Genomic DNA, 20,885 nt, shown 5'->3' with positions numbered 1-20,885 from the left:
CGTATGTTGGTAAATCAACCGCTTCCCCATCTGGCGGGCTGGTATAGACTTTTTCATCCCCAGCTTTAATCCAAACTTCATCCGTTCCATTCCAAATATTATCAATGAGACGGTCGCCGCCATCCTTCTCCCAGCTGTCTGTTCTAACAATAAAACCAATGCGGTTAAAATCGCCATCAAGTTCTACCTCAGCCACTTTTCCGAACTTGTCTTCTCCAGTAAATGGATAAACTTTACCTTCTTTGCCTTCTCCCCAAACCCAAAGGTTCCAATCCTTCATGTCACCAGTCTTTGGTTGGTAATGGATTTTTACCTTAGTCGTTACTTTTTGCTGTGCCACACGGACGTCAATCTTTCTTTCGTCAAGTGCGTGGAAAACAAAGATATATTTATCCGTGTTATCTGGTATAAATGATAAATTTGGATCTGCCATCCATTGTCCATCTTTTACATATTTAAAATCGACTTTTACCCCTTTTGTTAAGGTAATCGGATCGCTTTTCCACACCTTTTCAGCTGCATCATATGTCAGCTTCTGGTCTGCCCCATCCCATGCAAGCGGTTCAGACCCTCTAATGACAACATCATTGTATAGTTTATTGCGGTCAAGCGGGCTATCGCTATATTTCAGTGAACCCTCAACCTTGAATACCCTGAATGACTTTCCATTACTTGTAAACTTTAAATCTCCATTACTATCATTTTTTAAATTGTCTGTACCTAGCTGATCGTTTAAGGTTACATCGTTAATTTCTAGTTGATTATATAGTTGATTAACATCAACTTCTTGATCATTTTCCCCTTTGTTTACTACAACAAGATACTGACCTTTTTCATCTGCTCTTTCATAAACAAACACATTTTGATTGGCAAGTAATGACTTAAATGACCCAGTCCGGAACGCTGAAACATCATTACGCAGTTTAATCATATTCTTATAATGGTTTGTCAGCGCTGTATTTTGATCAGCTGCAGCCCATGGCATCATTTCCCGATAATAGCGATCCTTCCAATCAGTAACCGAATTCGGGTCTTTGCTCATTGACAGTCCAACTTCATCACCGTAGTAGATGATTGGCGATCCAGGAAGAGTGAATTGTGTTGCAACCGCCAGTTCCATTTTCTTGACATCGCCGCCTGCTTCGTAAATAAAGCGTGGTTTATCATGGCTATCAAGGAACGATGAAACAACGTATTCTGAAGGATATGTTGCAGCATTTGCCTTCACAGTATTGCTTAAATCAACCATTGATTGATCTTTGGCAAAGCTATTTACAAGAGCATCGTTCATGCCAAAATCCAATGCCCCGTCAAGGTCGCCGGCGTAAGAATTGATCTTTTCGCGGCTATCCCAAATCTCGCCAAAAATATAGGCATTCGGTTTCAGTTCTTTTACCTTATGACGGAAATCCACCCAATAACTATAGCTTGGACCTTTTGCATAATCCAAACGGAAGCCATCAAAATCAAGATCCTTTAACCAAAAAGGAACAACATCATTAATAACATAGTTTCTTACTTCCGGGTTATCGTTATTTAACTCCGGTAGTTCGGAAATACCTGAAAACGAATGATATTTATCGGGCCATTCTGTAAAGGTATACCAATTATAATAAGGACTTCCTTCACCCTTTGCCTTAGCATCTTCGAAAAATGGATGCGTTGATGAAGTGTGATTTGCGACAAAATCATAGACGACCTTCATTCCCTTGGAATGTGCCTTGTCAACCAATTTCTTCATTGTCTCTTTATTGCCGAATCGTTGATCAATTTCTTTAAAATCGGCGGGATGATACCCGTGTGAATATGGCCCCTTGAAAACAGGAGAAATCCAAATGGTATTCACACCCAGACCCTTAATATAATCCAATTTATTGATAACACCCTGGAGATCCCCGCCCATCCAGCCTTTTAATTTTTCATCATAAGGCAGGTTTGCAGATGCGGGGTCATCATTAGAGGTATCTCCGTTGCTGAAACGATCAACAAATACTTGATAAATGACGGCGTCTTTCGCCCACTCCGGTGATTTAAATTGATCAACATAATAGCCGAAGGGAGTGGCTTCTTCAGGTTGTAAGCTGTTTGAATCTGCATATTGGGAGCCAATTCCCTTGGAATCCCATACATCTGCAATATAATGGACAGCTGTTCCGTTTGATTGCTTGGGAATAGCGCCGTTAAAAACAGTTGTAGTCAGTCCATTTTCTTGTTTCTCCGAGGCAACGTCCAACTTTACTACTGTGCCAACTGTTGCAGTTCCTCGACTTCCACTCGGAAATAATCCATCTTTTGTATAATAGATGGCACCTGCATCCACAGACCCGTAATGTTTTACGGTAACAGTAACTGTGACATCATCACTGCTAGTTGGCTTTGACGGGGAATACGCGTAATTATTATTAACATCCTTTGCGACAGGCACTTCATTCCAACCAGAAACCACGTCTTCATAGACTTTTCCATCCTTGGTAAGAGACGCCTCTCGCTTTGTGGAAATTTTCTCTGTAAGCTTTTTGTCGCCTAATGAATATAGATACTGGATCTTATCGCCTTCGTTTCCGGCAAGTGTAACAGACCAAGTCCCATCTGAATTCTTTGTTAATGGGGTAATAGAATAATTAAACCCATTTAACGTCGACCCAACCGTAGGTGTTGCCCAAGAGGGGGTAGCAGCAGGCAATGTAACCTTAAGTGTTAATTTCCCAGTAAACTTGGATAAATCTAATTGAACATCGACTGTCCTTTCTTGATTAGGATGGAAAACGAAGATATAGTCCCCGTTTTGCGATGGTGTAATGGTAAGATTTTCTCCCTCCATCCATTGATCATTCATCACAAATTTATATTCTACTTTTTTACCGCCCTGCAGTGGAATCGGTTTACTTTTCCACACCCCGGCAGCAGCATCGTACGTTAGCGGATGATTATCTGAGCTCCAATCAAGTGATTCAGCATCACCGCGCAGCACGACTTTGTCGTAGGTCTTGTCCGCTGCTTTTACCCCGCGCGCAAACGGTACCATGACAGTACTTAGAAGAAGTACAATCGCTAGCAACATTGTTGAAATGCGTTTCATATAAAAACCTCCCTCTACAAAATAATTCGTGAAAACGTTTGCACAAACCTATAAAAAAATGAAAACAGTGCAACCGCTTTCACTATTGACAATATTAGACTATCATTTCTATATATAATTTTCAATTCATTCTTTCGAATTATTCATTCTATTTATATTCCCTATAAATATAGTTAGGATTTAGAATTCTATCTTTTCATTGCTAACAAGAAGATTTCTCATCTCCTTTGCCCAGGGAACACCCCTGCCAGTCCGTTTTGAAATTTGCACCATTGTCCCTCTGCCAACAAATCCGGAGGACCCGTCTTCTTTTTTTGCCATATAATGAATGTCTACCGAGGAATTCCCAACTGACTCGGCCTTAACGTAAAGTTTAAGCTGTTCATCAAAATAGATTTGCTGCAAAAAGTCACATTGGAGATCGGCAACAACAGGAATGGTTTCACTTTCCGGAAGAAGCCATTCTTGCATAAAACCAATTGATTTAAAATATTCAATTCTTGCTTCTTCAAAATAAATAAACGGAACCGTGTTATTTAGGTGGCCGAACATATCCGTCTCTGAAAACCGGACCCTGACCGGAAGAAAAAATTCAAATTCCTTTTCCCATTTATGAAAATCATCGATGTAATTCGCTTTTCCCATTTAGACAATCCCCTTTGTAAAAATGAATCACTATTCATTTTGGTTATATCCTTATTATAGGTTCTTTTTTCAAAAATAGAAATCAAAAAGTTCCTAGTGAATTAGGAACTTTTAGGCTTTGCATAAATGATATATCGTTTTGGTGCATTCCCAACAAAACGAAACGGGTAGCAAGTGGTTAGGATTAGTTCTTCCTTCTCATGCTGCAAGGTAATAATGCTCGTATCATCAGACTTGACGATTTTTGTATTCGTTATTTCATACGTAAAGTTTCCAAAAGGCATTTGCATCTTTAGTAAATCGCCTATCTTCAGCTCACCTAATCTGCGAAAGACCGTGTCACGATGACCGGATAAAACAATTTGCGCTTGATCGTTTGGAAAATAAGACCCCTTATAATGACCAACACCCTTTTCAAGATCATCCGGGTCTGTACCTTCGACAATCGCTAATTCTGCCTTAATTTTCGGAATGGCTAACAAACCGACTATATCTCCCATTTTAGGTGAAGGGCTGTTTTCGCCCTTTTTTGGAGGAGCATCAACCGGCTGGTGTGCAATGATTTCCTTTGCTTTTTCAAGCGATGCGTTCGTTTGAAATTTCACATTTACATATTGCCAGACGCCTACCCCCAATAGAATTAGGCCTGCAAAAATTATTAACAGCGGAAACTTTGATTTCACTTTTGCGTACCTTCCTTTTTCAGCAAACCTATTATTAAATCCAATTATAGCAAACAGTTGGATTGAGAAGTATTTTTTTACTATAAAAAAAACCTTCTTTCCTTTGTAGAAAAGAAGGTTTTGTAAAGTGATTAATCGTTGTCACTGCCAAAGAAGTTTCTGAACGATTGTAATGTGGCATCACGGTTAATAGCTGCAATTGATGTAGTAATCGGAATCCCTTTCGGACATGATTGCACACAGTTTTGGGAATTACCACAACCTGATAGGCCGCCATCCTCCATAAATGCATTTAAGCGTTCTGATTTATTCATCTCACCAGTTGGATGGGCATTAAATAAACGAACTTGGTTAAATACCGCAGGGCCCATAAAGTTGGATTTGCTGTTTACATTCGGACAAGCCTCAAGACAGACACCGCAAGTCATACATTTTGAAAGCTCATATGCCCATTGACGTTTTTTCTCAGGCATCCGCGGCCCTGGACCTAAATCATACGTACCGTCAATTGGAATCCATGCTTTTACTTTTTTCAACGAATCAAACATTCTGCTTCGGTCAACCTGGAGGTCACGAACAACAGGGAATGTTTTCATTGGTGCTAAACGAATCGGCTGCTCAAGCTGGTCAACAAGGGCCGAACAAGATTGACGCGGTTTGCCGTTGATTACCATTGAACAGGCACCACAAACTTCTTCAAGACAGTTCATTTCCCAAGTAATCGGGGTTGTCCCTTTTCCCTTTGCATCAACAGGGTTTCTCCGGATTTCCATTAAAGCAGAAATAACGTTCATGTTCGGACGGTACGGAAGCTCAAATTCCTCCTCATAAGGAGCGGAGTCTGGGGTATCCTGACGAGTAATAATAAATTTTACCATTTTATTTTCAGACATTCTTACCTACTCCCCTTTAACTTTTTGCATAATTGCGTTCTCTTGGCTTAAGCAATGATGTATCAACATCTGCATAATGGAAAGCCGGAGCAGATTTAGAATCAACAAATTGCGCCATCGTGGTTTTTAAGAATTCCTCATCATTACGTTTAGGGAATTCTGGTTTATAATGAGCTCCGCGGCTCTCGTTACGATTGTAAGCACCGATCGTAATTACACGAGCCAATTGAAGCATGTTCTGTAATTGTCTTGTAAACGTTGCTCCTTGGTTGCTCCACTTTGATGTATCATTTATGTTGATGTTTTGGTACCGTTCTAATAATTCCTGAATCTTCGCATCTGTTTTTAATAGCCTGTCATTGTGTCGAACAACTGTTACATTATCCGTCATCCATTCCCCAAGCTCTTTATGAAGAACATAGGCATTTTCAGTACCATTCATAGACATGATTGAATTCCATTTATCTTCCTGCTCTTTTACATGACGATCGAAAACAGAAGAAGATACTGAATCAGAACTCTTTTCAAGTCCATTAATGTATTTAACAACGTTCGGTCCAACGACCATTCCGCCGTAAATAGCCGAAAGCAAGGAATTAGCACCCAAACGGTTCGCGCCATGCTGCGAATAATCACATTCTCCAGCAGCGAACAATCCTGGGATACTTGTCATTTGGTCAAAGTCAACCCATAGTCCACCCATTGAATAATGAACAGCAGGGAAGATTTTCATTGGAAGTTTACGTGGATCGTCTCCAGTGAATTTCTCATAGATTTCGATAATTCCGCCCAATTTTACATCCAATTCATGTGGATCCTTATGTGAAAGATCAAGGTAGACCATGTTTTCGCCATTGATGCCAAGTTTTTGATTGACACAAACATCGAAAATTTCACGTGTAGCAATATCACGTGGGACAAGGTTTCCATAGGCAGGATATTTTTCTTCAAGGAAGTACCATGGTTTTCCATCTTTATATGTCCAAATACGGCCGCCTTCACCACGTGCTGATTCGCTCATTAAACGAAGCTTATCATCACCAGGGATGGCTGTTGGATGGATTTGAATCATTTCACCGTTCGCATAGGTAGCACCTTGTTGATAAACAATCGATGCAGCAGAACCTGTATTAATAACAGAGTTCGTTGTTTTTCCAAAAATAATCCCTGGGCCGCCTGTTGCCATAATGACAGCATCGGCAGTGAACGACTTAATTTCCATTGATTTTAAGTTTTGAGCTACAATCCCTCGGCAGACACCATCATCGTCAACAACGGAGCCTAAGAATTCCCAACCTTCATATTTCGTTACTAAACCTGCTACTTCTTCACGACGAACTTGTTCATCTAATGCATAAAGCAGCTGCTGGCCTGTTGTTGCACCTGCAAAAGCAGTCCGGTGAAACTGAGTACCTCCGAAACGGCGGAAATCCAAAAGTCCTTCAGGAGTACGACTAAACATAACGCCCATCCGGTCCATTAAGTGAATAATACCCGGTGCGGCATCACACATCGCCTTGACTGGCGGCTGGTTTGCTAAGAAGTCGCCGCCGTAAACGGTGTCGTCAAAGTGAATCCATGTGGAATCGCCTTCACCTTTTGTATTTACCGCTCCATTGATACCGCCTTGGGCACAAACAGAGTGAGAACGTTTAACCGGAACTAACGAAAATAACTCAACCGGTGTTCCTGTTTCCGCGACCTTAATGGTAGCCATTAAGCCGGCTAAGCCGCCGCCGACTATAATTACTTTACCTTTACTCATTCGTGACACACTCCTTCAATCCAAAATCCAATATTTTTCCGAACAATAAGTTACTTTTTTTAAACAAAAGCTAGTAATGTCGATACTCCAACATAGGAAAGAGCCAAGAAAATCACGAGTGTCACGTATGTAGAAATAACTTGTGAACGTGGCGATACAGTGATGCCCCAAGTTACTAAGAATGACCACAATCCATTTGCAAAGTGGAAGATAGCTGAAATAATACCCACTGTATAGAACGCAAACATGAATGGTGAAGAGAGAATATCATGCATCATTTGAAAATTAACTTCCGTTCCAAGCGCTGCGGCAACACGTGTTTCCCAAACATGCCAAGTAATGAAAATGAGCGTAAGGACGCCTGTAATACGTTGAAGTAAAAACATCCAGTTTCTAAAAAACCCAAATCTGCTCGCATTGTTTTTAGCTGTAAACGCAATATACAGCCCATAAATGGCATGAAATAAAATTGGTAAAAAGATAATTACAGTTTCTAAGACATACCGAAAAGGAAGATTCCCCATGAAATTTGCAGCCTTGTTAAAGGACTCCACGCCTACTGTTGCATAGTGGTTAACGATCAGGTGTTGTATTACAAATATCCCGATTGGAATCACACCAAGCAACGAATGAATTCTCCGATAAACAAACTCTCGATTACCCGCCATTGATTTACCCCCCATGAAATTTTAAAAATGATGTTAAGTTGCTTCCCCTTATATTACGCATTAAAGATAATGAACCTAGCATCACTGTGACAATAATGTGACATGTCCATTTTACTCCCAACATCATAGAGCGTCAAGAAACCGGATACATAAATCTCTGATAAAAGTAAAATTTTTTAAATATATTGATATTATAAAAGATTGGTAATTACAGCCTAAACAGAACTAGATTTACTTATAAAGCAACCTAAACCCTAACAATTTTTTACCAAGATATAACGGTTGTAATTTTTTCCACACTGGGAAAAATATATTATAATTAAAAATAAGTTACGATATTGCAAAATAGCAAAATTCCCTCGATAAGTTCAATTGACTTTTTCCCACAGAAAACTGTACTGAAACTTAACAACAATTGTATAATATAGAATGATAGAAAGAGGGGAAGCTTGTGAAAGAAAGTACAGTCATTTCTGATGACATAAATGCCGTTGAACCAAGAACCATATCCATATTCGGGTACGAGTTAATTAGGGAAATCCTTTTGCCGGAAATTTTAGGAAAAGATACTCCGGAAATTCTCTATTGGGCAGGAAAACGCCTTGCTCGAAAATTCCCATTAGCTGATTATGAACAATTAACCGAGTTTTTTGCTAACGCTTCTTGGGGACAGCTTGAAATAAAAAAAGAAAATAAAAGTGAAATAGAATTTGAACTAACGAGTCCACTCATTATTTCGCGAGTGAAATCAAAAGCTGAATACTTTTTTCAGTTGGAAGCAGGCTTCCTTGCCCAACAAATCGAGCTGCAAAAGAATGCCATTACCGAAACCTTTGAACACCCCGTAAAAAAATCAAACAAAGTCATGTTCACCGTCAAATGGGATTCAAAAGATCTAATTGGATGAAAATGGTGTCAGGAACCTTTGGTGCCTGACACCATTTTTTTAGTTGTTTGCCAGTTCGAATGCTTCGTGTAGGGCTTCTACTGCTTTTAACATATTTTTTTCTTCGACCACGGCGGATACTTTGATTTCAGACGTGCTGACCATTTTGATTTGGATTTGGTTTTCTGCGAGCACAGCAAACATTTTTGCTGCTACTCCGGGATTGGAAATCATGCCTGAGCCAACAATCGATACCTTTGCTAATTTGTTTTCTGCATCGATCTGGTCGTAACCAAGCTCTGTTTTATTGTCTTCCAACACCTTTAATGTCTCTAACAATTCAAGGGTTTGAATGGAAAAGGACAGATTGGCCGTTCCACCCTCTGTTGTACTTTGAATAATAATATCAACGTTGATTTGATTTTGTGCGAGCGTTGTAAAAATGGTTGCTAAACTTGTCAATGAATTCGCAAGTCCTAATACGGTTACTTTTGTAATTTCATCTTCAAACGCGACACCGCGGACAACTAGATTTTGTTCCATTGCTGCTTCCTCCTCAATAACTGTACCTTCTATTTTCTCTATGCTTGACCGAACCTCAACCCGGACCTGATAGTTTTTGGCAAATTCTACTGCTCTAGGATGGAGGACACCCGCACCTAAATTGGCTAGTTCGAGCATCTCATCATACGAGACAGATAATAATTTACGGGCGCTTTTCACATATCTTGGGTCCGTTGTAAATACCCCGGTTACATCAGTATAAATATCACATTTATCCGCATCTAGTGCCGCAGCCAAGGCTACGGCTGTCGTATCGGAGCCACCGCGTCCGAGTGTGGTAATTTCGCCGTCTTCCGTTACTCCCTGGAAGCCCGCAACAATGACAACCTTTCCAGCTGTGAGCTGACGCTCGATTGCAGTCGTATTAATATTTGAAATGCGTGCATTTCCATGGATAGGTTCTGTCGTGATTCCCGCCTGCCAGCCTGTAAAGGATACAGCCTCAAGCCCTTGTTGATTAATCGCCATTGACAACAGCGCAATGGTTACCTGCTCTCCCGTCGTAAGCAGCATATCCATTTCCCGCTTATTTGGCTGTGCGGAAATTTCTTTTGCTAGATTTACAAGTGTATCAGTTGATTTCCCCATCGCAGAAACAACAACGACCACATTATTTCCGCGCTCCGTTTCCTCTTTGACACAGACTGCCACATTTCTTATTTTTTCTACGCTGCCGACAGAGGTACCACCAAATTTTTGTACAATAAGTCCCATGATTGTCTTCCCTTCTTTCGAACGAATGCCCATATTTTCCCCAAAATACAAAAAAAGCAATGAGAAGGGCATCTCATTGCTTTTAGAACACGAAGAAATAAATTCCTGTACAAACAATGTAAGATAGCTCTCCAAGACATGTAGTCTTGACAATCCAGCATTTTTTCAATACAGGACCAGCAAAGAAAGAAATGAGACTTTCTTTACTTCGGCGAACGTTCCCTTTCATGATTCTTCATTGAAGCCCATCCTTCTCTGAACCACTACTTTTGAAGCTCGCACCTCTACCTTCACTTTAGTACTCTAAAGTGATAGTATTTATAATTTTCACTAATTATAGCATAGTCGTTTTTTTCTAACAACAACTACGAACGAAGTTTTTTTATTAATTCTTCGGCGACATTTGCAGGAATGCCAAGAACGGTGAATTCTTCTATCCTTGCTTCTTTCATTTTTTTAACCGAGCCGAACTGTTTTAACAATAATTTCTTCCGTTTCTCGCCAATGCCGGGAATATCATCGAGCATCGATTGAAAGGCACTTTTCCCGCGCAGTTGGCGATGAAATGTAATCGCAAAGCGGTGGACCTCATCCTGAATTCTTTGCAGTAAATAAAACTCTTGGCTGTTTCGTGCGAGCGGAACAATTTCCAACGGATTGCCGTAAAGAAGCTGGGATGTCCGGTGTTTTTCATCCTTCACAAGTCCAGACAGTGGTATATCCAGTCCAAGTTCATTTTCCAACACATCTCTAACTGCTTCTACATGCCCTTTTCCACCGTCAATGATAATCAAATCCGGAAGTGGAAGGTCTTCCTTCAATGCTCTTCCGTATCTTCTTCTTGTCACTTCCCGCATCGATTCATAATCGTCTGGGCCTTTTACCGTTTTTATTTTATATTTGCGATATTCCCGATTGTTTGCCTTCCCGTCTATAAAAACAACCATCGCCGAGACCGGGTCGGTTCCTTGAATGTTGGAGTTATCGAAGGATTCAATCCGATGCGGTGTATAGATCCCTAGTAATTCACCAAGGTTCTCTACGGCCTTAATCGTTCTTTCCTCATCCTTTTCAATCAAAGCAAACTTTTCATTCAAGGCTATTTTTGCATTTTTTATTGCCATTTTAACAATATCCTTTTTTTGCCCCCGCTGCGGTTGGAGCACTTTTACTTCAAGAAGCTGTTCGGCCATCGTCAGATCCACTTCATCTTGAATGAGAATTTCCTTTGGCTTAAAGTGATTGGCTTTGGAATAGAATTGTCCGAGAAATGTTAAGATTTCCTCCTCCGGCTCATTGTAGATTGGAAAGGTAGAAACATCTCTCTCAATCAACTTTCCTTGGCGTACAAAAAAGACCTGAACACACATCCAGCCTTTATCAACTGCATAACCAAACACATCCCTGTCGGTAAAATCGGTCATTGTAATTTTTTGTTTTTCCATGATTGTTTCCATATGGAAGATTTTATCGCGGAATTCTTTCGCTCTTTCAAAATCTAATTCTTCAGCTGCGGCTGTCATTTTTTCCGTCAGCTCTTTTTTTATTTCCTTATGCCCACCGTTTAAAAAGCGAGAAATATCATCGGTTACTTTTTTATATTCCTCTTCACTAACTTCTTTCACGCAAGGACCGATGCATTGTCCCAAATGATAATAAAAACAGGGCCGTCCGGGGGAAAAATTTTTGCATTTTCTTAACGGAAACATTCGGTCAAGTAATTTCTTGGTTTCTTTCGCGGAACCAACATTTGGGTATGGTCCAAAATACTTCCCTTTATCCTTCTTTACTTTTCTTGTAATAATCAGCTGGGGATGTCTCTCCGCCGTAATTTTTATAAACGGGTAGCTTTTGTCATCCTTAAGCATAATATTGTATTTGGGATCGTATTTTTTAATTAGGTTTAATTCCAGCAGGAGTGCTTCAATATTTGACGAGGTAACAATATATTCAAAGTCCTCTATCTCATTAACTAGTCTTAAGGTCTTGCCATCATGTGATCCGGTAAAATAAGAACGAACTCGGTTCTTTAAGACCTTCGCTTTCCCCACATAAATAATCGTTCCCTGACGGTCTTTCATTAAGTAGCAGCCAGGCTGATCCGGCAGCAATGTCAGTTTTTGCTTGATATTTTCATTCATTCCTGCCACCCCACTCCGTTTTTTACTATTTGTCTTTTTAGATTTTAAATCAAACTGTCGCTAAAAGATAGTAATGATTGATGGAAGACTATAAATAAAAAACCTTAGCCAGAGTGCTCAGGCTAAGGTCTTTTCGCTCTTATCAGCTTATACGTGCTTTTCTAGTACACTTGCTAATGCTTCTTTTGGTTGGAAGCCGACAACTTTATCAACGACTTCGCCATTTTTCATTACCAACAATGTCGGAATACTCATGACTCCAAATTTAGCAGCCGTTTCTTGGTTATCGTCGACATCAAGTTTGGTAATTTTTACTTTATCGCCCATTTCTGAATCAAGTTCTTCAAGAACTGGAGCTATCATTTTACAAGGTCCGCACCATGGTGCCCAAAAATCGACGAGTACAAGGCCTGAACCTGTTTCAGCCGCAAAGTTTTGATCTGTTACGTGTGATATAGCCATTTTAAATTGCCCTCCTAATAAATACTAAATCCTACCGAAAGTATAACATCGTTTATCATATCATGCTAATAATATGTCTCGACTGTAATTTTCCCTTTTTCATTTTTAGTATTCTTTAATTAGCAATAAAAAGCGAGCAGATTTCGTCCGCCCGCTTTTGCTTTCCTTACTATGAGTGTACTTTCAGCTTTTTAAACTCTTCTGTTAATAATGGTACAACTTCGAACAAGTCGCCAACGATTCCGTAATCGGCTACCTTGAAGATATTTGCTTCGGGATCTTTGTTAATGGCTACGATAACTTTCGAGTTGGACATACCAGCTAAATGCTGAATCGCTCCTGAAATACCGCAGGCAATGTAAAGGTCAGGTGTAACGACCTTTCCTGTTTGGCCAATTTGTAAGGAGTAATCGCAATAGTCGGCATCACAGGCTCCACGTGACGCTCCAACCGCTCCGCCTAGCACTTGTGCTAATTCTTTTAATGGTGCAAAACCTTCTTCACTCTTCACACCGCGACCGCCTGAGATAACCACTTTTGCTTCACTAAGGTCAACACCTTCGGTAGCTTTTCTTACTACCTCTTTAATGACAGCGCGGAGGTCTTTGATTTCAACAGATAGAGAAGAAACCTCGCCAGTTTTACTCTCTTCCTTCGCCAATGGAGTAATATTATTTGGCCTAACCGTTGCAAAAATCAATCCGTCGGTAACAATTTTCTTTTCAAATGCTTTACCTGAATAAATTGGTCTTGTAAAGACAATATTTCCGCCAGCGACTTCGACTGCGGTAGCATCAGAAATAAGTCCTGATGAAAGCCTTCCCGCAATTCTTGGCGAAAGATCTTTTCCAAGTGAAGTATGTCCTAAAACCAATCCCGCTGGTTTTTCTTGGTCAATCACCGCTAAAAGTGCTTGAGCAAAACCATCAGATGTATATTGAGTTAATTTTTCATCTTCAACCACAACCACACGGTCTGCACCGTAATGTACCAATTCCGCCCCTAAAGCGCTTACAGCTTTGCCAACTAAAACACCAACGACTTCGCCGCCCTCAGCAATTGTTTTCGCTGCAGCAATCGCCTCGAAAGAAACATTACGCAATGATCCGTCCCGTGCTTCTCCTAATACCAATACTTTTCTTGACATTCCGTATACCCCCTGCAAACAATTTTTATGAGTTTTGATTAAATTACTTTTGCTTCCGTGTGAAGAAGGTGAACAAGTTCCTTAACCTGATCGTTTAAATCACCGGTTAAAACTCTTCCCGCTTCTTTTTTAGGCGGTAAATAAATTTCAATTGTTTTTGTTTTTGCTTCGACGTCGTCTTCTTCAAGATCAAGGTCATCTAATTCCAATTCATCTAGCGGCTTCTTCTTCGCTTTCATAATTCCCGGTAAAGATGGATAGCGCGGCTCATTTAGCCCTTGCTGTGCCGTAACTAACAGCGGCAAGCTTGTTGCAATTACTTCAGAATCCCCTTCAACGTCACGGGTAACGGTTACATTTGTTCCGTCAATTTCCAGCTTTGTAATCGTTGTTACGTAAGGAATGTTCAGAAGTTCCGCGACACGCGGTCCAACTTGTCCTGTCGCACCGTCAATCGCGACATTACCGCCTAGGATTAAATCAGCCTCTTTATTCTTTAAATATTCGGCAAGGATTTTTGCAGTTGTAAATTGGTCGCCGTTTTCAACATCGTCTTCAGTATTAATAAGGACGGCTTTATCAGCTCCCATTGCCAGTGCTGTACGCAATTGCTTTTCCGTTTCTTCGTTACCAACAGAAATAACGGTTACCTCACCGCCATTGGCATCGCGGACTTGAAGCGCTTCTTCGATCGCATATTCGTCATAAGGGTTGATGATAAATTCGGCACCATCCTCATTGATTTTTCCGCCATTAAGCACAATTTTTTCTTCTGTATCAAAGGTTCTTTTCATTAATACATAAATGTTCATGGTCAGGGTTCCCTCCTAGGAATTCAAACATTTGTTTAGTTCGAAAGATTGAGAAAATTTTTTTGGAAAAATTTTTATAAAACTTCTTTGGCAGAAATCCTGCCATTAAAAGTTATTCACCTTTAAAATGTGGTTCTCTTTTTTCTAAAAAAGCTTGGATGCCTTCTTTGCCATCGCTGGAAACAAATACTTCTCCAAATAACTTGGATTCTCTTTTGGAGCCTTCATAGAACTCTTCAGTTTTGGCATAGTTTAATAATTCAACCGCAGCTTTAAGCGAGCCAGGGCTTTTCTTGGCAATTTTCCCGGCAAGTTTATATGCCTGCCCCAAAACATCAGCTTCTGGATAGGCATGATTTGCCAAGCCATATTGGACGGCATCTAACCCTGTAATTGGCTCAGAAGTGAACAACATCTCAGCGGCACGTGCTGGGCCCACATATTTGGGCAGACGCTGCGTGCCCGCGAATCCCGGAATCAAACCAAGCTGCAGCTCAGGAAGGCCAAGTTTCGCTGTTTCACTGACAAGACGGATGTGACAAGCCATCGCGAGTTCAAGACCACCGCCAAGTGCGGCACCATGAATCGAAGCAATAATCGGTTTTGGAAACTTTTCCATCCGATCAAATAAATCTTGTCCAAACTTACCAAGGTTTACAAAATCTTCCGAGGAAGTAACCGTTGTGAATTCTTTAATGTCCGCACCTGCCGAGAAAAAACGCCCTTCACCATGAATGACAATGACTCTAATCTCACGGTTTGGTTCGATTTCATCAAGAACTGTCGATAATTCCCTTAAAAGTGCTGATGAAAGGGCATTTGCCGGAGGGCGCCCAATTGTAATTGTAGCAATATTTTCCTCATAAGACCATTTTAAATATTCCAAGTTTTATTCCCCCTTAAACCTCTACCGGCTTCCGCAGCCATTGATTAAAAGACGATGGACTGGGGTAGCTAGTGCAAGCAGATCATACTTTTCCTCGTTCATTACCCATGATGTCGCGGTTTCATCAATCGTACCGAAAATCATTTGCCGGGTCAGGCGAACATCGAGCTCGCTTGAAAATTCTCCTGTTTCTTTGCCTTCAATAAGAACCTTATCAATCACCTGCAGATACCCTTTTAGAACATCATTAATTCTCAATCGCAGTTCTTTATTCGATTGGCGCAATTCCAGCTGTGTCACGATTGCAAGGTGATGATCCTCGTTCAGCATACTAAAATGGGCTTCAATCATCATTAATAACTTCTCCGCCGCCGTGCCTTTTCCTGCTATCATTTTATCTATTTTTTCAACGAAACTCCCCATTTTTTCTTCAAAGAGAGAGATGAGTATGTCTTCTTTGTTTTTAAAATAAAGATAGATGGTGCCATCAGCCACTCCTGCCTGCTTGGCAATTTTTGAAACCTGTGCCTGGTGGTAGCCATTTTCAGCGATAGCAATCACTGCGGCATCAATAATTTGCATATATTTTGGCTTACTTTTATTCAAGTCAATCCCCCCTTTGAAGGAAAACGCTCCTTCTATTTGAAGGATGATAACCTTTTATCGAAATGAATGAATAATCATTCATGTTTTAATGATAATGAACATCAGACTTTCTGTCAAGAAATACTGTAGGGGTTTTTTCATATTTCCAACATAAGGACAGGCATAATCTTTCAAAAAAAAAACGATAGTTGGATTCTCTCTCTTAGGCGTGTTTTTTACTTTCTTCTTCTATTTTTCTCTTTTCTTCTTCCACAAGCTTTCTTCTTAATATTTTTCCAACAGCTGTTTTCGGTAATTCTTCTTTAAATTCATAGATTCTTGGCACTTTATAGGCGGCAAGATATTTCCTGGCAAATTGATTCATTTCTTCTATTGTCACGGTTGAACCTTTTTTAAGGACCATGTATGCCTTTACGGTTTCCCCGCGATAGGGATCAGGAATCCCCGCAGCTACCGCTTCCAAGACATCGGGATGTTCATATAATACTTCCTCTATCTCTCTTGGATAAATATTGTAGCCTCCGGCAATAATCATATCTTTTTTGCGGTCGACTACATAAAAATAGCCCTGCTCATCCATATAGCCAAGATCACCAGTACACAGCCAGCCGTCATCCAAGGCTTCCTTCGTATCCTCTGGACGATTCCAGTAGCCTTTCATGATTTGCGGTCCCTTAATAAGGATTTCACCAATTTCCTTTACAGGCACTGGTTCTCCCGTCTCCATGGAAACGACCTTTACCTCGGTATCGGGATATGGAACGCCAATACTTCCCTTTACCCTTTCTACATCCCACAGGAAGTTCGAATGGGTGACCGGGGATGCTTCAGACAATCCATAGCCTTCAACAAGCTTTCCACCTGTAACTTCCTCAAAATCTTCCTGTACTTCAAGTGGAAGTGGAGCCGATCCGCTAATACAGGCCTCAATGGAGGAGAGATCGTATTTTTTCAAATCAGGGTGGTTCAAGATGCCAATATAAATGGTTGGTGCGCCCGGAAATAAAGTCGGGCGTTGTTTTTGGATCGTCTTAAGGGTGGTCAATGCATCGAATTTTGGCAATAAAATCATTTTACAAGCCATTTTTATCGATAAAATCATACATACCGTCATCCCATAGACATGGAAAAATGGCACAATCCCCAAAATCGATTCTTTCCCGGGTTTACATTTATAAAGCCATTTCTCGCACATTGTGGTGTTGGAAATTAAATTTGTATGGGTTAACATGACGCCCTTCGGCGATCCTGTCGTCCCGCCAGTATATTGAAGCAAGGCAATGTCTTCCTTCGAATCGAAATTGTACGTTATTAATTTCTGGAGACTTTTCTTTATCGTTTCAGAAAATAAATGCGAGCTTCCCTCATGCTTTACTTTGACGACAATTCCATATTGCTTTTTCTGCATGAATGGATAGACTAAATTTTTGGGAAATGGTAAGTAGTCCTTGATAGCGGTTACAATTACATGTTGTAAATTTGTTTGAGGCATCACTTTAGAAACACGTGGATAAAGAATGTCAAGCGTGATAATGGCCTTTGCGCCGGAATCCTTCATTTGGTACTCAAGCTCTCGTTCGGTATACAATGGATTGGTTTGAACGACAATTCCGCCGGCCATCAGTATGCCAAAATAACTAATTACCGCCTGAGGAGTATTTGGAAGCATTATGGCTACCCGGTCATCTTTTTCAATGCCAAGGGTTCCCTGCAAATAGCAAGCAAAATTGAAGGCTTCTTCGTAAAGTTTTTTATAGGTGATTTCTTTCCCCAAAAAATGAATGGCAATCTTGTTTGGAAACTTTTTTGCTGAATCCACTAAGTAAGTCTGTACAGGCTCTGAGGAGTATACTAGTGTGGCAGGAATTTCATTTGGATAAAGTTCGAGCCACGGTTTTGCATCATACATAAAATCCCCCTTTTCTTTTGTGGATAATTTCAAAGATTCTAACTTCCCTTCCTATTATAGTACAGTATTTCATAATAAACAATTGATGAAACGGCAAAAAAGCACCGCTGAAGTAATTACAGCGATGCTCTTCTGTTTATGCAATAAACAACATATAGATCAAACCGATTAGCAAAAACAAACCGCATAATCCGAGAAGTATCTTAGCTAAAGTCTCCACTGTTTATTCTCCCCTTACTAAATTCCTGCACCAATCACGTAGGATAATCCAATCGAAATCACCATTGAAATCAAACCAACAGCACGGTTATCATTTTGGATTTCATCGTCAATTTTGAATTTAGGCGTTAAAAATTCAAATATAAAATAGCCAATTAATAACAGCATAAAACCATATATCCCCCAGCCAACCATTGTAAGCACAGAATCATGCTGTTTAATCGTATGACGGAAGATATTGGCGACCCCAAATATTTTTCCGCCAGTAGCCATCGCCACTGCTAAATTTCCTTTTTTAATTTCTTCCCAATTTTTATATTTTGTCACCATTTCAAAAATGGCTAAAAAGACAACCATACATAAAATCACTACACTATAATTAGCCGCAATTTGAATATATTCGTTCTCCCAAAACTGGTCCATTGCCTATTCTCCCCGGACATTATTTAAATTCAACGATAGTAACGCCTGATCCGCCCTCCCCGGCTTCACCAAAGCGAATTTTCTTAACGGAACGATGGTTTCTTAGATATTCCTGCACACCTTGCCTTAAGGCACCAGTACCCTTCCCATGGATAATTGACACACGTGGATAACTGGATAGAAGGGCATCATCAATATACTTCTCTACTTTTAAAAGTGCCGCATCATACCTTTCCCCGCGCAGATCCAGCTCCAGTTTAACGATTGAATCCCGTCCTGTTACAATCGACATCGGCTTCGTTTCTGTCTGTTTCGGAGTACTCATATATTCCAAATCCTTTTCTTTCACTTTCATCTTCATAATGCCAATTTGAACCTGCCACTCATTGGAAGAAACCTTTTCGACGAGCGTCCCTTTTTGGTCGAAGGTAAGGACCTTGACCTCATCACCAGGCATAAAGGTTGGTTTTTTATTTTTCTTATTCACTAGGTTTACTGATTTTTGAATTTCTGGTGCCGCTTCTTCTAAGCGCCGCTTTGCATCAATTAATTCATGCTCTTTTATTTCGGCATGCTTTTCGGTTCTCATTTTGCGGAGGTCACGAATGACCTGCTCAGCCTCTAGTTTCGCGTCTTCAATGATGTCGGCAGCCTTGGCCGCTGCTTTTTCGAGCATTGAGTCTTTGTTCTCATAAAAATCAATCATTTGTTTTTGCAGGTCTTGATGAAGCTTCTCAGCCTGTCTTAAATAATCACGGGCTTCCTGATGCTCCATTTCAGCCTGCCGTTTACTTGTTTCAAGGGAAGTAATCATTTTATCAATTTGGTTCGTGTCTTCACTAACATGCGAGCGTGCAGCCTCGATGACCCGATCATTTAAGCCTAATCGTTTCGAGATTTCAAAGGCGTTACTCCGGCCTGGCACTCCTAACAACAGTTTATATGTAGGGCTTAATGTCTCAACATCAAACTCGACACTAGCGTTCAACACACCCTCACGATTATAACCATATGCTTTTAATTCTGGATAGTGTGTCGTGGCAATCACTCGTGCCCCCCGCTTGTGCACTTCATCTAAAATTGAAATGGCTAATGCCGCGCCCTCCTGGGGATCGGTTCCCGCTCCAAGCTCGTCAAACAAAACAAGGCTTTTAAAATCAACTCTTTTTAAAATCTCAACAATATTGACCATATGGGAAGAAAACGTACTTAAGCTTTGTTCAATCGACTGTTCATCGCCAATATCGGCATAAACAGCATCAAAGACGGCCAGCTCTGAGCCGTCATAGGCCGGAATCTGCAATCCCGCCTGAGCCATTAAGGTGCATAATCCCAGCGTTTTTAAGGTGACCGTTTTTCCACCCGTGTTTGGTCCCGTAATCACAATCGTCGTAAATTCGGCACCAAGCATAATATCGTTGGCAACGACCTCATCGATTGGTATTAACGGGTGCCTTGCTTTATATAAAGCAATTCTCCCGTCATTATTCATAATTGGCATCGATGCCTTCATTCGTTTCCCGTATCTTGCTTTTGAAAAAATAAAGTCCAAATTAGCTAAAACAGCAACAATGACCTGGAGCTCATTCTCATGCTCGGCCGTATGGGCAGAAAGTTCCGCGAGGATTCTTTCTATTTCCAGCTGTTCTTTCACACGAATATCCTGCAATTGATTGTTTAATTGGACAATCACCTGCGGTTCGATAAATAATGTTTGCCCCGATGCGCTTTGGTCGTGAATAATCCCGCCGTAGTGACCGCGGTATTCCTGTTTAACAGGAATAACAAAGCGGTCATTTCGTATCGTGACAATCGCATCGGACAGCATTTTACTGGCATTCGATCCGCGAATCATACTCTCTAATTTTTCACGGACCCTTGCTTCATTGGAGCGGAGCTGATGCCTTAATGTCCGCAAAAGTTCGCTGGCACTATCTAATACCTCGCCGCTTTCGTCAATGGCAAGTTTAATTGCCTGCTCTAGATTAACAAGGGGAATAATACGCTCTGCCTGCTCTAATAAAATCGGAATTTCAATTCTGTCATCAGCAAAATCTTCGATAAACCGTTTCATTTGCCTGCTTGCATGGATGGTACTGGCGATTTGCACAAGTTCATGCGGGCTTAAAACGCCGCCAATGACCGAGCGCTTAATATGGGCACGGATATCATGAACACCCGAGAGAGGGACCGTTCCTTTTACGCGAAAGACCGTTGCCGCTTCGTCTGTTTCCTCCTGAAGTCTGACCACTTCTTCAAAATCAGTTGACGGTACTAGGTTCTTTATCTTTTCTTTCCCAAGTGACGAGGCGGCATGTTCTAACAGCTGCTCTCTCACTTTAGTAAATTCTAATACCTTTAAAGCTCTTTCTTGCATGGAGTT

The 20,885-nt window shown here is 40.7% G+C and carries 16 protein-coding genes, 1 pseudogene and 1 riboswitch; of the genes and pseudogenes, 1 reads left to right on the top strand and 16 read right to left on the bottom strand.

Features of this window, described 5'->3' with window-relative positions; genetic code table 11:
* Nucleotides 1–52 precede the first annotated feature (52 nt).
* From BSO02S_RS28610 to BSO02S_RS05505, 6 genes and pseudogenes are all read right to left on the bottom strand, one after another.
* Nucleotides 53–2,821 (bottom strand): annotated as a pseudogene (locus BSO02S_RS28610) (alpha-amylase family glycosyl hydrolase); the annotation flags it as partial.
* A 438-nt stretch (nt 2,822–3,259) separates the two neighbouring features.
* The gene (locus tag BSO02S_RS05525) at nt 3,260–3,724 is read right to left on the bottom strand and encodes an acyl-CoA thioesterase (RefSeq protein ID WP_066063677.1); all 465 of its coding nucleotides are present in this window, start codon (nt 3,722–3,724) and stop codon (nt 3,260–3,262) included.
* A 101-nt stretch (nt 3,725–3,825) separates the two neighbouring features.
* The gene (gene srtD / locus BSO02S_RS05520) at nt 3,826–4,407 is read right to left on the bottom strand and encodes a class D sortase, LPxTATN-specific (RefSeq protein WP_066063672.1); all 582 of its coding nucleotides are present in this window, start codon (nt 4,405–4,407) and stop codon (nt 3,826–3,828) included.
* 131 nt (nt 4,408–4,538) lie between these two features.
* Nucleotides 4,539–5,300 (bottom strand): succinate dehydrogenase iron-sulfur subunit, encoded by a 762-nt coding sequence (gene sdhB / locus BSO02S_RS05515; protein WP_066063669.1) that lies wholly within the window; start codon nt 5,298–5,300, stop codon nt 4,539–4,541.
* A 16-nt stretch (nt 5,301–5,316) separates the two neighbouring features.
* The gene (gene sdhA, locus BSO02S_RS05510) at nt 5,317–7,065 is read right to left on the bottom strand and encodes a succinate dehydrogenase flavoprotein subunit (RefSeq protein ID WP_066063667.1); all 1,749 of its coding nucleotides are present in this window, start codon (nt 7,063–7,065) and stop codon (nt 5,317–5,319) included.
* 59 nt (nt 7,066–7,124) lie between these two features.
* Nucleotides 7,125–7,733, bottom strand: a complete 609-nt coding sequence (locus BSO02S_RS05505; RefSeq protein ID WP_066063664.1) for a succinate dehydrogenase cytochrome b558 subunit — start codon at nt 7,731–7,733, stop codon at nt 7,125–7,127.
* A gap of 451 nt (nt 7,734–8,184) precedes the next feature.
* Between BSO02S_RS05505 and BSO02S_RS05500 the strand changes: the two genes are divergently transcribed.
* Entirely contained in the window at nt 8,185–8,640 is a 456-nt protein-coding gene (locus tag BSO02S_RS05500; RefSeq protein WP_084374905.1) for a YslB family protein, read from the top strand.
* A gap of 39 nt (nt 8,641–8,679) precedes the next feature.
* Here BSO02S_RS05500 and BSO02S_RS05495 read toward each other — a convergent pair whose 3' ends face one another.
* The 10 genes from BSO02S_RS05495 to BSO02S_RS05450 all read right to left on the bottom strand — a co-directional run bounded on the left by BSO02S_RS05495 (nt 8,680) and on the right by BSO02S_RS05450 (nt 20,879).
* Nucleotides 8,680–9,897, bottom strand: a complete 1,218-nt coding sequence (locus BSO02S_RS05495; protein ID WP_066063761.1) for an aspartate kinase — start codon at nt 9,895–9,897, stop codon at nt 8,680–8,682.
* A gap of 116 nt (nt 9,898–10,013) precedes the next feature.
* A riboswitch (Lysine riboswitch) is annotated at nt 10,014–10,192 on the bottom strand.
* Between the two features lie 70 nt (nt 10,193–10,262).
* Complete coding sequence (gene uvrC / locus BSO02S_RS05490; protein WP_066063660.1) at nt 10,263–12,038, bottom strand: excinuclease ABC subunit UvrC; 1,776 nt, start codon at nt 12,036–12,038, stop codon at nt 10,263–10,265.
* Nucleotides 12,039–12,185: 147 nt separating this feature from the next.
* Nucleotides 12,186–12,500 (bottom strand): thioredoxin, encoded by a 315-nt coding sequence (gene trxA / locus BSO02S_RS05485; RefSeq protein ID WP_066063659.1) that lies wholly within the window; start codon nt 12,498–12,500, stop codon nt 12,186–12,188.
* A gap of 169 nt (nt 12,501–12,669) precedes the next feature.
* On the bottom strand, nt 12,670–13,647 hold the full coding sequence (locus BSO02S_RS05480; RefSeq protein ID WP_066063658.1) for an electron transfer flavoprotein subunit alpha/FixB family protein: 978 nt from the start codon (nt 13,645–13,647) through the stop codon (nt 12,670–12,672).
* A 38-nt stretch (nt 13,648–13,685) separates the two neighbouring features.
* Entirely contained in the window at nt 13,686–14,459 is a 774-nt protein-coding gene (locus BSO02S_RS05475) for an electron transfer flavoprotein subunit beta/FixA family protein (protein ID WP_066063655.1), read from the bottom strand.
* A 112-nt stretch (nt 14,460–14,571) separates the two neighbouring features.
* Nucleotides 14,572–15,345: an enoyl-CoA hydratase gene (locus BSO02S_RS05470; protein WP_066063653.1), complete on the bottom strand. Its 774-nt coding sequence runs from the start codon at nt 15,343–15,345 to the stop codon at nt 14,572–14,574.
* A gap of 21 nt (nt 15,346–15,366) precedes the next feature.
* A complete protein-coding gene (gene fadR, locus BSO02S_RS05465) occupies nt 15,367–15,951 on the bottom strand; it encodes a fatty acid metabolism transcriptional regulator FadR (RefSeq protein WP_066063650.1) in 585 nt (194 codons plus the stop codon).
* 202 nt (nt 15,952–16,153) lie between these two features.
* Entirely contained in the window at nt 16,154–17,860 is a 1,707-nt protein-coding gene (locus BSO02S_RS05460; protein WP_066063648.1) for an AMP-binding protein, read from the bottom strand.
* Between the two features lie 237 nt (nt 17,861–18,097).
* On the bottom strand, nt 18,098–18,502 hold the full coding sequence (locus BSO02S_RS05455) for a DUF350 domain-containing protein (protein ID WP_066063646.1): 405 nt from the start codon (nt 18,500–18,502) through the stop codon (nt 18,098–18,100).
* Between the two features lie 19 nt (nt 18,503–18,521).
* The gene (locus BSO02S_RS05450) at nt 18,522–20,879 is read right to left on the bottom strand and encodes an endonuclease MutS2 (protein WP_066063644.1); all 2,358 of its coding nucleotides are present in this window, start codon (nt 20,877–20,879) and stop codon (nt 18,522–18,524) included.
* Nucleotides 20,880–20,885: the final 6 nt, after the last annotated feature.

This window comes from Neobacillus soli NBRC 102451, from assembly GCF_001591665.1.
Taxonomy (GTDB): Bacteria; Bacillota; Bacilli; order Bacillales; family Cytobacillaceae; genus Neobacillus; species Neobacillus soli.
Note: the sequence above shows the minus strand (reverse complement) of the source record. Positions and strands in the feature narration are given on the sequence as shown.

Excerpts from the sequence above, each read along its gene's own strand:
- BSO02S_RS05525 (WP_066063677.1), bottom strand. The coding sequence starts at position 3,724 with ATGGGAAAAGCGAATTACATCGATGATTTTCATAAATGGGAAAAGGAA.
- sdhB (WP_066063669.1), bottom strand. The coding sequence starts at position 5,300 with ATGTCTGAAAATAAAATGGTAAAATTTATTATTACTCGTCAGGATACC.
- sdhA (WP_066063667.1), bottom strand. The coding sequence starts at position 7,065 with ATGAGTAAAGGTAAAGTAATTATAGTCGGCGGCGGCTTAGCCGGCTTA.
- BSO02S_RS05505 (WP_066063664.1), bottom strand. The coding sequence starts at position 7,733 with ATGGCGGGTAATCGAGAGTTTGTTTATCGGAGAATTCATTCGTTGCTT.
- BSO02S_RS05495 (WP_066063761.1), bottom strand. The coding sequence starts at position 9,897 with ATGGGACTTATTGTACAAAAATTTGGTGGTACCTCTGTCGGCAGCGTA.
- uvrC (WP_066063660.1), bottom strand. The coding sequence starts at position 12,038 with ATGAATGAAAATATCAAGCAAAAACTGACATTGCTGCCGGATCAGCCT.
- trxA (WP_066063659.1), bottom strand. The coding sequence starts at position 12,500 with ATGGCTATATCACACGTAACAGATCAAAACTTTGCGGCTGAAACAGGT.
- BSO02S_RS05480 (WP_066063658.1), bottom strand. The coding sequence starts at position 13,647 with ATGTCAAGAAAAGTATTGGTATTAGGAGAAGCACGGGACGGATCATTG.
- BSO02S_RS05475 (WP_066063655.1), bottom strand. The coding sequence starts at position 14,459 with ATGAACATTTATGTATTAATGAAAAGAACCTTTGATACAGAAGAAAAA.
- BSO02S_RS05460 (WP_066063648.1), bottom strand. The coding sequence starts at position 17,860 with ATGTATGATGCAAAACCGTGGCTCGAACTTTATCCAAATGAAATTCCT.
- BSO02S_RS05455 (WP_066063646.1), bottom strand. The coding sequence starts at position 18,502 with ATGGACCAGTTTTGGGAGAACGAATATATTCAAATTGCGGCTAATTAT.
- BSO02S_RS05450 (WP_066063644.1), bottom strand. The coding sequence starts at position 20,879 with ATGCAAGAAAGAGCTTTAAAGGTATTAGAATTTACTAAAGTGAGAGAG.